Source organism: Flavobacterium algoris (assembly GCF_048158525.1).
GTDB lineage: Bacteria > Bacteroidota > Bacteroidia > Flavobacteriales > Flavobacteriaceae > Flavobacterium > Flavobacterium algoris.
The window spans coordinates 1-13,633 of record NZ_JBLNKT010000033.1 but is presented as its reverse complement, the minus strand read 5'-3'; the positions used below and the strand labels follow the sequence as shown (position 1 = coordinate 13,633).

The window sequence follows — 13,633 nt, the reverse complement described above, 5'->3', positions numbered from 1 at the left end:
TTATGGAAAATAAAACATTCACCATTTCTGTTTATTCAGAAAACAACGTTGGCTTATTAAACAGAATATCAGGAATATTCTTGAAACGCCATATCAATATATTAAGTCTTAATGTATCCGAATCAGAAATAGAAAATGTTTCCAGATTCATCATTGTAGTGGATACAACTGAAAAATGGGTAAAAAATATTGTAGGTCAAATCGAAAAACAAATCGAAGTAATCAAAGCATTTTATCATGTTGATGAAGAAACTATTTTCTTAGAAAGTGCTTTGTTCAAAATACATTCGAGTTTGTTATTTGACGAAAGACAAATACAAAACATCATTAAAGAAAGTCATTCGGAAATCGTCACAGTATCAAGAGACTTTTTTGTGATTTCAAAATCTGGAAGACGCTCTGAGATTGAAGAACTATATGAAAAATTAAAACCTTTCGGAATCATGCAATTTGTACGTTCAGGAAGAATATCGGTTTCCAAAGAAAAAATGGAAATATCAACTTTATTAGAAGAACTTAAATAGAATTCATTTTGCAGTAACACTTTATAAAGCGCTATTGCAGCAATCAAAATTTCAAGTATTAAATTTTAAAATCATTAAATAAAAAAAGATGGCAAATTATTTCAATTCATTACCACTTAGATTACAATTAGAACAATTAGGTGTTTGCGAATTCATGGATCAATCAGAATTTTCAAATGGTATAGCAGCATTAGCAGGAAAAAAAGTAGTTATCGTAGGTTGTGGAGCTCAAGGTTTAAACCAAGGTTTGAACATGAGAGATTCAGGTTTAGATATTTCTTATGCATTGCGTGCAGAAGCAATTGCTCAAAAAAGAGCTTCTTATATGAATGCTGCTGATAATGGTTTCAAAGTGGGAACGTATGAAGAATTAATTCCAACTGCTGATTTGGTTTGTAACCTTACACCAGATAAGCAACATACTGCTGTAGTAACAGCAATCATGCCTTTGATGAAAAACGGTTCAACATTAGCTTATTCTCATGGTTTCAATATCGTAGAGGAAGGAATGCAAATTCGTAAAGACATCACAGTTATTATGTGTGCTCCTAAATGTCCAGGATCTGAGGTTCGTGAAGAATATAAAAGAGGTTTTGGTGTACCAACTTTAATCGCAGTTCACCCTGAAAACAATCCAAACGGTGAAGGTTTTGAACAAGCAAAAGCGTATGCAGTTGCTACTGGAGGACATAGAGCAGGAGTTTTGAACTCTTCATTTGTAGCTGAAGTAAAATCGGATTTAATGGGAGAACAAACCATTCTTTGTGGAATGTTACAAACAGGTTCAATTTTATGTTTCGATAAAATGGTTGAAAAAGGAATCGAGCCAGCTTATGCTTCAAAATTAATTCAATATGGTTGGGAAACTATAACTGAAGCTTTGAAACATGGTGGAATTACAAATATGATGGATCGTCTTTCAAATCCTGCAAAAATCGAAGCTTACGAAATTTCGGAAGAATTGAAAGATATCATGCGTCCATTATTCCAAAAACATCAAGACGATATCATTTCTGGAGAATTTTCAAGAAACATGATGATTGACTGGGACAATAATGATGTTAATTTATTGACTTGGAGAGCTGCAACTGCAGAAACTAACTTCGAAAAAACAGCTCCGACTGCAGCTCATATTTCAGAGCAAGAGTATTTTGACAATGGTGTTTTGATGATTGCTATGGTTAAAGCAGGTGTAGAATTGGCCTTCGAAACGATGACACAATCAGGAATTATTGAAGAATCAGCTTACTACGAATCTTTACATGAATTGCCTTTGATTGCTAATACTGTAGCAAGAAAAAAATTATATGAAATGAACAGAATCATTTCTGATACTGCAGAATACGGTTGTTATTTGTTTGACCATGCTTGTAAGCCTTTATTGGTTGATTTTATGAAAACGGTAGACACTAATGTAATTGGTAAACCATTCTCAACTTCTAATGGAGTAGATAATGCAGTACTTATTGCAGTAAATAAAAGTATTCGTCAACATCCTATTGAAGAAGTAGGAGAGTGGTTGAGAGAATCTATGACTGCAATGAAAAAAATAGGATAGTAAAAATTAGGAATTACCACACAAGAGGGTGTGTTGGGATTTGCATTATATCATTTGAATCCATAATATTTTGAATTAGTAAGCACTTATTAAAAGAAAAGAGGATATGGATGCATATTACATTCACTTAACTTCGAACAAGCTGAGAGTTAAGTGAAGTAATTCCTTCTATTTAAAAATAGAATTAGAAACTACCTTTATGTATTAAAAAGTAGCCTAATTGAACTTGTAATAAAGTACTTTTTTTATTGCAAAAATTATTTGTTGTTAAATTTTGTTGAGATAAAAAGCGGGATAGGAAATCTGTCTCGCTTTTTTTGTTTGTGTCAAAATTTTAAAAAATAGTAAAAAACAAACAAATTGTCATTAAAAAGTTGTTTTTAATATTTAATATTTAATTTTTCATAGGAATTTATAATTTAAATAATTTTAAGAATAGCTTGAGATTTAATACTTTTATAAAAAATTAAAAAAACATGAGCTACTATAAAATTGATAATTTAGAACAATATTTTAAACATTATAATAAATCAGTTCGTGAGCCCAGAAAATTTTGGGGTAAAATAGCAGAAGAAAATTTTACTTGGTATCAACAATGGGATAAAGTTGTTGATTTTAATATGGCTGAAGCCGAAGTAAAATGGTTTACGGGAGCTAAAGTGAATATGACCAAAAACTGTATTGACAGACATCTTGCTAAAAGAGGAGACAAAACAGCTATTATTTTTGAACCTAATGATCCAACAGAAACAGCATTACATATAACCTATAATGAATTACACCAACGTGTTTGTAAAATGGCAAATGTGTTGCGTGAACAAGGAATAAAAAAAGGAGATCGTGTTTGTATTTATTTACCAATGATTCCTGAACTGGCTATAACTACTTTGGCTTGTGCCAGAATTGGAGTAATCCATTCGGTTGTTTTTGCTGGATTTTCAGCTTCAGCTGTAGCATCTAGAATTAATGATAGCGGCTGTAAAATGGTCATTACTTCGGATGGAGGTTACCGAGGAAATAAAACTATCGATTTAAAAGGAATAATTGACGAAGCCTTGACAAACTGTCCTTCTATTTCATCAGTTTTAGTCGTTAAAAGAACCAATACTTCTATAAGCATGAAAGAAGGCCGTGATCAATGGTTGCAACCTCTTTTAGACGAAGCTTCAGATAATAATGTTGCTGAAATAATGGATGCCGAAGATCCATTATTTATTCTTTATACTTCAGGTTCTACTGGAAAACCTAAAGGAATGGTACATACTACAGCAGGATATATGGTTTATACTGCTTACACATTTAAAAATGTTTTTAATCATGAAGAAAATGACATTTTTTGGTGTACTGCTGATATAGGCTGGATTACTGGACATTCGTATGCTTTATATGGTCCATTATTGAATGGAGGGACGACTGTTATTTTTGAAGGAGTTCCTTCTTATCCTGATTTTAGTCGTTTCTGGGAAATTATCGAAAAACATAAAGTTACCCAGTTTTATACTGCACCAACGGCTATTCGTGCTTTGGCCAAGGAAAGCTTAGAATACGTGCAAAAGTTTCCTCTAAAGTCATTAAAAGTAATTGGTTCAGTAGGGGAGCCAATCAATGAAGAAGCTTGGCACTGGTACAATGACCATGTTGGAGATAAAAGATGTCCTGTAGTAGATACGTGGTGGCAAACCGAAACGGGTGGAATTATGATTTCGCCAATTGCTTTTGTAACGCCTACAAAACCAACCTATGCAACTTTACCATTACCTGGAATTCAACCGGTATTAATGGACGAAAAACGGAATGAAATAGAAGGTAATCAAGTGGTAGGTAGTTTGTGTATCAAATTCCCATGGCCTGGAATTGCCAGAACCATTTGGGGAGATCATCAACGCTATATAGATACTTATTTTTCTACTTTTCCAGGGAAATATTTTACTGGTGACGGCGCTTTGCGTGATGAAGTAGGATATTATAGAATTACAGGTCGTGTAGATGATGTGGTTATCGTTTCAGGACATAATCTGGGAACAGCACCAATTGAAGATGCCATAAATGAGCATCCGGCAGTAGCAGAGTCAGCCATTGTAGGTTTTCCTCATGATGTAAAAGGGAATGCATTATACGGTTTTGTTATTTTAAAAGAAACTGGAGAAACTAGAAATAAAGAAAATCTTATCAAAGAAATAAATCAGCATATATCGGATCATATTGGTCCAATTGCTAAACTGGATAAAATCCAATTTGTTTCCGGTTTACCAAAAACACGCTCCGGAAAAATCATGCGTCGAATTCTACGTAAAATAGCCGAAGGAGATTATTCGAATTTTGGAGATACTACAACATTATTAAATCCTGAAATTGTTGAAGAAATAAAAGAAGGGAAATTGTAAATTAATTAAAAGCTGCTTTAAAAAAAGCAGCTTTTTTTTTGGCTTATATTTTTTGATAGATACTAAAAAAAGCAACAAATTTTTAGTTTATTAAAAGTATATAATTAGGTATGTTTTATATTCAATACTATAGCTACATTCCCAAACAAATCCATAAATTTACTTCTCTATGAAAAATAAAGAAGTTTTAATTATTGGTGGTGGTTTAGCAGGATTAACTGCAGCAATTCATTTATCCAAAATTGGATTTCTAATAACCGTTGTAGAAAAAAATGAATTTCCAAAACACAAAGTTTGTGGCGAATACATTTCTAATGAAGTTTTACCCTATCTCAATTGGCTGGATTTAAACATAGCTGATTTATATCCTACAACCCTCACAAAACTTGAATTTTCAACTGTCAGCGGAAAGAAAATTAAAAGTACTTTGCCTCTTGGCGGTTTTGGAATTAGTCGCTATGTTCTTGATGAATATTTATATAAAAAAGCAATTGCAAATGGGTGTAAAATTATTCAGGATTTAGTTGAAGACATCGCTTTTGAGGATGAAATATTTACTGTAACAACTTCGAATAAAATTATTTTAAAAGCTAAAATTGTAATTGGAGCTTTTGGCAAACGATCTATTATTGATCAAAAACTAAATCGTAATTTTATTCAGAAGAAATCACCATGGTTAGCTGTAAAAGCACATTATTCAGGAGATTTTCCTAATGATTTGGTAGGATTGCATAACTTTAAAGGAGGCTATTGTGGTGTTTCAAAAGTTGAAAATGATGTCATTAATATTTGTTATTTAGCAGATTATGAAACTTTTAAGCAGTTTAAAAATGTTAAGGAATATCAAAAAAATGTTGTTTCTCAAAACCCACATTTAAAAGCAATTTTCGAGAAAAGCAAGTTGATTTTCGAAAAACCATTGACAATAAGCCAAATTTCTTTCGAAAAAAAACAAGCGGTTAACAATCATATTTTAATGATTGGAGACAGCGCCGGATTAATCCATCCTTTGTGTGGAAATGGAATGGCAATGGCTATTCATAGTGCTAAAATTGTTTCGGAATTAGTGGAGAAATATTTCAATAACGAAATTAAATCAAGAAACGAATTAGAAGAAAAATATAGTACGGAATGGAGTTCTAATTTTAGTCAAAGATTAAAAATAGGGAGTTTTTTATCGAATCTTTTGCAAAAACAAAAACTCTCAGGGGTATTAATGCGTATATTGATTGCATTTCCGTTTTTATTGCCGAAAATTATAAAAAAAACGCATGGAAAACCTATAATTTTAAGCTCATAAATGTTTATAAACACCAAATACAGAACAGACGAACCTGAAACCATGGATGATTTTGCCATGGAAGGAGAAATCTTACGGGATGCCTTAGACAAAATTGCTAAAATCAATCAGCTTTTAGGTGGAAACCTGTTAACTTTACGAGGCGTTCAAGATTTGATTAAGGATATTTCAAAATCAAATGAAATTAGAATTGTGGATGTTGGTTGTGGCAATGGCGACATGTTACGAATATTAGCAGATTTTGGATTAAAAAACAATCTTAAATTTAAATTAATTGGTATTGATGCTAATAATTTCACTATAAACCATGCGCAAAAATTATCTGAAAAATATTCTAATATATCGTATCAGTGTGAAGATATATTTGATAAATCTTTTGAAGAATTAAAATACGATATCGTTCTGTGTACTTTGACGTTACATCATTTTAAAGACAATGAAATAGTTCATTTATTGAATGTGTTTAATGCTAATTCGAATGTTGGAATTGTTATAAATGATTTACAAAGAAGTTCAATAGCTTATCGGTTATTTCAGGCATTATGTTTTGTTTTTCAATTAAATGATATGTCGCGGGAAGATGGATTAATTTCAATTTTAAGAGGTTTTAAAAAAGAAGAATTGATTCATTTCTCTCAAAAATTAAATTTTAACAACTATAAAATTCATTGGAAATGGGCTTTTCGCTACCAGTGGATAATTTCGAAAATATGAGTGTAAAAATAAAAACCGTTGCAAAACAATTACCAAAATACTCCAGAACAACGGAAGAAATTATTCCATTTTTGGATGCTTGGTTAGTAGGACAAGACGAACGTTTCGTCAGAAAAGTAAAGAAAATTTTTGAAGGTGCTGCAGTTGATAAACGGTATTCTATTATGGATCCAATCGAGGTCTTTACGAAAACTTCTTTTGAGGAAAGAAATGATATTTATGTCCGAGAGGTAATTGATTTAGGTGAAAAAGTATTAGAAAAAGCATTAAAAAAGGCCAATTGGAATCCAGAAGATTTAGATTACATCATTACGGTGAGTTGTACCGGAATTATGATTCCGTCATTGGATGCTTATTTGATTAATAAATTAAAGTTGCGTAAAGATATAGTTAGGCTTCCAGTAACGGAAATGGGTTGTGCTGCCGGGATTTCGGGAATTATTTATGCTAAAAATTTTTTGCAGGCTAATCCTGGAAAACGGGCTGCAGTTATTGCAGTTGAAAGCCCAACAGCAACATTTCAATTAGATGATTTTTCGATGGCTAATATTGTAAGCGCAGCTATTTTTGGCGATGGTGCAGCTTGCATTTTACTTACTTCTAATGACCAAGATGAAGGCCCCGAAATTCTAGCTGAAGAAATGTATCATTTTTATGATAACATTCAGATGATGGGTTTTAAACTCACAAACTCTGGTTTACAAATGGTATTAGATATTGAAGTTCCTGAAACTATTGCGTTACATTTTCCGGATATCATTAATCCATTTTTAGAGAAGAATAACGAAACTATTGAAACTATTGATCATTTAATTTTTCATCCTGGTGGTAAAAAAATTATTCAAACGGTTGAAGGTTTATTTTCTGATTTAGGAAAGAACATTGACGACACAAAAGAAGTGTTACGATTGTATGGAAATATGTCCAGTGCGACTGTTTTATATGTTTTAGAACGAATTATGGACAGTAAACCTAAAAGAGGAGAGAAAGGATTAATGTTGAGTTTTGGTCCGGGATTTTCGGCGCAACGTGTTTTATTGCAGTTTTAGCCCCTTAGCCCCCAAAATGGGGGAATAGAAAAACTATGAAAAAAGAAGAAATCATATCAAAATTACCTTATTCTAAACCTTTTTTGTTTGTTAATGAAATAATCAATGTTAATGAAAATGGAGTTGAAGGGGCTTATACATTTGATGAAAAGTTAGATTTTTATAAAGGGCATTTTAAAGACAATCCAGTAACTCCGGGTGTAATTTTAACTGAAGTTATGGCACAAATCGGATTGGTTTGTTTGGGTATTTTTTTATTAAATGATACATTTAGTAAAAAAACTTCAATTGCTTTAACATCAACGGAAATAGAGTTTTTAAAACCTGTTTTTCCAAATGAAAAAGTGACTGTAATTTCAGAAAAAATATATTTTAGATTTGGGAAATTAAAATGCAAAGTGAAGATGATAAATGAAAAAGAAGAATTAGTTTGTATGGGGACAATAGCGGGAATTATCCTCACCCCAACCCTCTCCAAAGGAGAGGGAGCCAAAACCGGATTAAAATAAATTAAGCAATCGTTATAATTTGATTCTTTTCAATATTTTGTTACAATAGCACTCTTTTGAGTAGCATTAAAATTATTATTATTTTCCCATTGAAATTGTTATTGCCATTGAATATTATTTAACCTCAAAAAATGAAAAAACGTGTCGTAATTACAGGACTTGGTGTTGTTGCTCCAAATGGAGTAGGACTAGATACTTTTACTTATGCCATAAAAAATGGAATTTCGGGAATCAAACATGATTCAGAATTAGAAAGATTGCAATTTTCTTGTCAGATTGCTGGAAAACCTGAAATTTCCACTGAATTAGCATTGCAGTATTTTTCGGAATTAGAGTTAAGAAATTTCAATTCAACGGGAATTTTATATGGTGTAATTGCAGGAATTGATGCTTGGAAAGATGCGGGTTTATCATTAGAAATTTATGAAGAACCGGATTGGGATAGCGGAACTATTTTTGGAACAGGAACTTCCGGAATTGATAAATTTCGAGAAAGTATTTATAAAATCGATGATTTTCAAACCCGAAGATTAGGGAGTACTGCCGTGGCACAAACTATGAATAGTGGTGTGAGTGCTTATTTAGGAGGGAAATTAGGATTAGGAAACCAAGTTACGACCAATTCTTCGGCCTGCACAACAGGAACCGAAAGTATTTTGATGGCCTATGAGCGTATAAAATCAGGGCAGGCAAAACGCATTTTGGCTGGAAGTACAAGTGATTCTGGACCTTATATTTGGGGTGGTTTTGATGCGATGAAAGTCTGTACTTTTAAGCATAATGAAAATCCGGAACAAGGCTCAAGGCCTATGAGTGCGAGCGCTTCTGGATTTGTTCCGGGAAGTGGAGCTGGGGCTTTAGTCTTGGAAGATTTAGAAAGTGCATTAGCACGAGGTGCTAAAATCTACGCAGAAATTTTGGGAGGAAATATAAATTCTGGTGGTCAACGCGGATTAGGAAGTATGACTGCTCCAAATCCGACAGCCGTTCAAAAATGCATTAAAAATGCTATTGAAAATGCTGGAATTTCAGCTAATGATATTGACGCTATAAACGGTCATTTGACAGCCACATCCAAAGATAGTTTAGAGATTCAGAATTGGAGTGAAGCATTGGACAGGAAAGGAAAAAAATTCCCCTACATAAACTCCTTGAAATCAATGGTAGGGCATTGTTTGTCAGGAGCGGGAAGTATAGAAAGTGTTGCCTCAGTATTGCAATTGAAAGAAGGATTTGTTTTTCCCAATATCAATTGTGAAGATTTGAATTCCGAAATTACGTCACTAATTGACGAATCAAGAATTCCAAGACAACTAATTGAAAAAGAGATAAATATTATTGCCAAAGCCAGTTTTGGTTTTGGAGATGTGAATGGTTGTGTAATTTTTAAAAAGTATATTTAGTCACAGATTCGCCCATTTTAAATTTGAAATGAATAAAAGAAAACTAAGAATCAACGCTAAGAAATAAACAAACTATGGATAAACAAGAAATAATTGAGAAATTAAAAAATATTATTAAGCCTTATGTTCAAAATCAAGAGGCTTTTGATAATCTTACGGAAAATACTGATTTTATTAACGATTTAAAAATAAATTCCGCTAATTTGGTTGATGTGATTTTAGATATTGAAGAAGAATTTAATCTTATAATCGATAATGAGTCCATGGAAAAAATGCTGGATTTAAAAGCAGCTATGACGATAATTGAAACTAAACTAGCTGAAAAGTGATTGGTAATGATATTGTAGATTTGGCTTTAGCCCGAAAGGAAAGCAACTGGAAGCGGAAAGGCTTTTTAGATAAAATCTTCACTCAAAAAGAGCAATTATTAATTTCGAATGCTATAAATCCTGAAGTACTGGTTTGGAATTTATGGTCAAGAAAGGAAGCGGCTTACAAAATCTACAATAGAGAATCAGGAATTCGAGCATATTTACCTTTACAATTAGAGTGTCATTATGAGAATGAAACTTTGGGGACAGTTACTTGTAATGGAAATACGTATTTCACGCAAACAAATGTTTCAGAGGAATTTATTCACTCTATTGCTGTTGTTAAAAAAGAATATTTCAATGCAATAAAGGCTTTAAATTTTAAAACAGAAATCAGTAAAATAAACGGAATTCCTTTTATAATTGACAGTCAAGCCCAAAAAGCTATCCCAGTTTCTATTAGTCATCATGGGCGTTTTTGGGAAGGCATAAAGTTGTTCTGCTAATTAGATTTTTAAAGATTTTAATTACTGAATTGGGAATCAATTACTTTATCCCTAATCTAGATTTTAATTTTAAAAAGAGTAAAGCAATTTTGTAAGCATCTTCAGAAGAAGAATTTCTGTCGCTTTTTGGAATTTTATAAATGTCACATAATTCGTCAAGAGAAAATTGTCGATCATTAATATCTTGAAGTTTCCGATACATTACATCAACATCTAAAGCTTCATTTTTTAATCGGCCACAATCTAATCTTTCAAGGGCTGCATTAATCATTTCTACATCAAAATCGATATGATGTCCCACTAAAACTGCATTCCCTATAAAATCTATTAAAGACTGGATTGCTTCAGATTCTCCAAGCTTTTTCATTTTACTTTCAACTATAAACTCATTTGAAAGTCCGTTATCGTGCAAAAATTTATATTGCAATAAAACAGTTTCAAAACTATCTCCAATAATAATACTATTATTGACTACCGCAAAAGAACCAATTGATAAAATAACATCTTTAACGGGGTTTAAGCCTGAAGTTTCAGTTGATAAAATAACAAAACGATTCGATTTTTTTTCAAATTTTGAAACATACGTTTTCCAAAATTCAGGGTGTTCTTTATTAATATTTTTAAGCCAGTCTAGCATAGTTATGAAAATTGTGTAAGTTGAAATTTACTTTTAATTAACTCTTCCAATTCTTTCATTGGAGCAAAAGCATTTTTCAATTTCTCTTTATCAATTTTTGATAATTCATTCAAATTTATAAACTGACCCGAATTGTCATTTTTTAAACCTTCTAATGCTCTGAATTTTGATAATGTCAAAAAGGCTTCTGCACAATTAAGATAAATCTCTGAATTTTTGGCGTCAGTAATCGCTAATTGTTTGAATCGTAAGTAGGTATTGTTAATTCCTTTTACATTGTAGTTTAGAATAAACAAACGGGCTCCGTCTATAAGTGGCATTAAAGCACGCGTCTTTATATCAAATTTATCTTTATTAAGGCCATCTTCTTCAACTATAAATTTTTTGAAAAAGCTTAAAGGAGCATTTTTCTTTAGTGCATCATTTCCTAAGAAATCAAAAAACAGGGTATTATTTTGTACATTCTTGAAAATTACATTTCCTATAGCTTCTTCAATTTTTTCTTCTCCAAAAGCAATTTCATAATCAAAAAAGATACTGCTTAAATCATTACTATTTTCGCCTGGAGTATTCATCCAGCTGTTGTATTGTTTAGTCCAGTCAGTTAATGATTTACACCAAAGCATATTGCTTCCCATGTGTCCATTAGGACATAATTCGTAACCTACTTTTTCCAGAGTTGCAGTTGTCTTTTTTCCTAATTTAAGAAAATAATCTTTCACATCTCTATATTTATCAGGCGTAACATCTTCAAAAATTAAAATACTATCCTGGTCTGTTAATAATAATTGTTCTTTTCGTCCCTGACTACCAATGCTTAACCAAGCAAAACGAGCAGGAGGGGAGCCTAAATCTAAAATAGATAATTCTACTGAACGTTTAATTATTGCCATGTTGATTTCGCTAGCAATATTATTTACATGAGAAAGAGGAATATTTTTATGAATTGAATTTTGAATAAGATCTGAAAGACGCTCCCGTATTTGTTTTAAATCTTTGGGTGCTTGAGAACGTTTTATTTCTTTTATTAATACACCGGGATTACTGGCTTGTGCAACAATTAAATCTCTTTCGGAAATAACCCCTTTTATTGAAGACTTATTAGTCCCGTCTTGTGTAGCGCATAAATGGGTTACATTGTGCTTTAACATCAGTAATTGTGCTTCGGCAAGAGAAACATTTTCTAAAACTGTTATGACAGGGGAAGACATTATTTTATCTACCGAAATTGTTATTGGAAATCGACCAGTAGCAATTTTTGAACGCATATCAGTATCAGTAACAATACCAATAGGAATTGTGTTATCACATACAATAATATTGTTCATTAAGGTTTCAGTCATGAGTTGTGCAACATCTTGAACTATAGCGTTTTTTGTTGTAATTAAAGGGGAATTGTTATACGATAAAGACTGAAAATATTGCATTTCTGAATGCTGATCAGAATAGAAAACATTGTCAGAAATAAGTTTTCCATTTAGATTTTCTTTGTCCTTTGGATTTCGTGTATTTGTAGCAAAACTCTCTAATAAAAAGTTCAAAACTTCAGAATTATTAGCCACAAAAGGACGGAAAGTAGCAATAGGTATGGCGTAAATAATACTTTCTTCTCTGGCTTTGGCAGTCATCATATAGTTGTTTTTGGCGAAAAACGGACGTAAACCAAAAATATCACCTTCATGACATTTGTTTAATAATGTTTCTTCAGCATCAGCTATGACTGATAAATTGATAACTCCAGAAGCTACAACGTAAAAGCTATCGTGTAAAACATCATTAATTTGAAATAATACTTTATGTTTTTCTAAATTTACTACGCGAATACTTGTAGCAATTTCAGATAATTCTTGAAAAGTCAAGTGATTAAATGGTGGATATTCCTTTAAAAAATCAGCAATGTGCTCAGCAATTGTATTCATATTTTTTGGCAAATAAATAAAGTATTGTTTGTAAAAATAATAAATTAAACAATTATAATACTGTCAATGATGTAGTAAAACAAATAAATTATACAATCCTTATTTTTTTCTTAAAATTAGTAAGAATTTATATAAATTAAATAAAGTTATTTTAAGTTTGTAATCATAACTAAAACATTTTAAATCATGAGATTACTTAAAAAAATACCCTTTTTAACTTTTGCATTATTGTTTATTAATTTCTTAAATGCTCAAGAGAAAGCAAGCCCGGCGGCTGTTGCGACAGGGAAAATTAATGGCGCTACAATTAGTATTAATTATAGTAGCCCTTCAGTCAAAGGAAGACAAATTTGGGGTGTATTAGTACCGTTTAATGAAGTTTGGCGTGCTGGCGCAAATGAAGCAACCACTTTTGAAACTGACAAAGAACTTACTATTGAAGGATCAAAATTACCTGCAGGGAAATATTCTTTTTTTGTTTTACCAAATGAAAAAGAATGTGTCATTATTTTTAATAAAGTAGCGAAACAATGGGGAGCATATAAATATAATCATAAAGAAGATCAGTTAAGAGTTACGGTAAAACAGCAAATTGCGAATTCAACTACTGAAAAATTAGTTTACACAATAAATAAAGATAATGTTGTTTTAAACTGGGAAAAATGGAATATACCGTTTTCTGTTAAATAATTTTTTGTAAAGAATGTCTAGTCCTGAAAAAACGATACAGGATTAATAAAAAATAAAAGTACAATTTTTAAACAGTAGTAAGCTCCGGTTTACTACTGTTTTTTGTTTTATAGGTTCTCATTTTAATTA

13 protein-coding genes are annotated in these 13,633 nt (G+C 31.7%); 11 read left to right on the top strand and 2 right to left on the bottom strand.

The window, feature by feature from the left end; translation table 11 throughout:
- The first annotated feature begins 2 nt into the window (after positions 1 to 2).
- The 10 genes from ilvN (at position 3) to ACM55I_RS14055 (ending at position 10,258) form a co-directional block, all read left to right on the top strand.
- Positions 3 to 524 carry an acetolactate synthase small subunit gene (gene ilvN / locus ACM55I_RS14100; protein ID WP_039108088.1) on the top strand — a complete coding sequence of 174 codons (522 nt, stop codon included), beginning with the start codon at positions 3 to 5 and terminating at the stop codon, positions 522 to 524.
- 88 nt (positions 525 to 612) lie between these two features.
- Positions 613 to 2,082: a ketol-acid reductoisomerase gene (ilvC, locus tag ACM55I_RS14095; RefSeq protein WP_416847492.1), complete on the top strand. Its 1,470-nt coding sequence runs from the start codon at positions 613 to 615 to the stop codon at positions 2,080 to 2,082.
- Between the two features lie 476 nt (positions 2,083 to 2,558).
- Complete coding sequence (acs, locus tag ACM55I_RS14090; RefSeq protein WP_416847491.1) at positions 2,559 to 4,466, top strand: acetate--CoA ligase; 1,908 nt, start codon at positions 2,559 to 2,561, stop codon at positions 4,464 to 4,466.
- A 169-nt stretch (positions 4,467 to 4,635) separates the two neighbouring features.
- On the top strand, positions 4,636 to 5,766 hold the full coding sequence (locus tag ACM55I_RS14085; RefSeq protein ID WP_416847490.1) for an NAD(P)/FAD-dependent oxidoreductase: 1,131 nt from the start codon (positions 4,636 to 4,638) through the stop codon (positions 5,764 to 5,766).
- Positions 5,767 to 6,480: a methyltransferase domain-containing protein gene (locus tag ACM55I_RS14080; RefSeq protein ID WP_416847489.1), complete on the top strand. Its 714-nt coding sequence runs from the start codon at positions 5,767 to 5,769 to the stop codon at positions 6,478 to 6,480. It abuts the gene before it with no gap.
- Positions 6,477 to 7,529, top strand: coding sequence for a type III polyketide synthase (locus ACM55I_RS14075; RefSeq protein WP_416847515.1), 1,053 nt, complete (start codon positions 6,477 to 6,479; stop codon positions 7,527 to 7,529). The genes ACM55I_RS14080 and ACM55I_RS14075 overlap by 4 nt, the downstream gene beginning before the upstream one ends.
- A gap of 35 nt (positions 7,530 to 7,564) precedes the next feature.
- Positions 7,565 to 8,038 (top strand): 3-hydroxyacyl-ACP dehydratase FabZ family protein, encoded by a 474-nt coding sequence (locus ACM55I_RS14070; protein ID WP_416847488.1) that lies wholly within the window; start codon positions 7,565 to 7,567, stop codon positions 8,036 to 8,038.
- A gap of 131 nt (positions 8,039 to 8,169) precedes the next feature.
- Complete coding sequence (locus ACM55I_RS14065) at positions 8,170 to 9,441, top strand: beta-ketoacyl-[acyl-carrier-protein] synthase family protein (protein ID WP_416847487.1); 1,272 nt, start codon at positions 8,170 to 8,172, stop codon at positions 9,439 to 9,441.
- Between the two features lie 74 nt (positions 9,442 to 9,515).
- Positions 9,516 to 9,770 (top strand): acyl carrier protein, encoded by a 255-nt coding sequence (locus ACM55I_RS14060; RefSeq protein WP_039108096.1) that lies wholly within the window; start codon positions 9,516 to 9,518, stop codon positions 9,768 to 9,770.
- Positions 9,767 to 10,258, top strand: a complete 492-nt coding sequence (locus ACM55I_RS14055) for a 4'-phosphopantetheinyl transferase family protein (protein ID WP_416847486.1) — start codon at positions 9,767 to 9,769, stop codon at positions 10,256 to 10,258. Before ACM55I_RS14060 ends, ACM55I_RS14055 begins: the two co-directional genes overlap by 4 nt.
- 40 nt (positions 10,259 to 10,298) lie before the next feature.
- On the opposite strand, the gene ACM55I_RS14050 is transcribed toward ACM55I_RS14055, so the two are convergent.
- Both ACM55I_RS14050 and ACM55I_RS14045 read right to left on the bottom strand, forming a co-directional pair.
- Positions 10,299 to 10,895, bottom strand: coding sequence for a 3'-5' exonuclease (locus ACM55I_RS14050; RefSeq protein ID WP_416836652.1), 597 nt, complete (start codon positions 10,893 to 10,895; stop codon positions 10,299 to 10,301).
- A 2-nt stretch (positions 10,896 to 10,897) separates the two neighbouring features.
- Positions 10,898 to 12,814, bottom strand: a complete 1,917-nt coding sequence (locus ACM55I_RS14045; protein ID WP_416847485.1) for a DUF294 nucleotidyltransferase-like domain-containing protein — start codon at positions 12,812 to 12,814, stop codon at positions 10,898 to 10,900.
- Positions 12,815 to 13,000: 186 nt separating this feature from the next.
- Here ACM55I_RS14045 and ACM55I_RS14040 point away from each other — a divergent pair, with 186 nt between their 5' ends.
- Positions 13,001 to 13,504: a DUF2911 domain-containing protein gene (locus tag ACM55I_RS14040; protein WP_416847484.1), complete on the top strand. Its 504-nt coding sequence runs from the start codon at positions 13,001 to 13,003 to the stop codon at positions 13,502 to 13,504.
- The last annotated feature ends 129 nt before the right edge of the window (positions 13,505 to 13,633 follow it).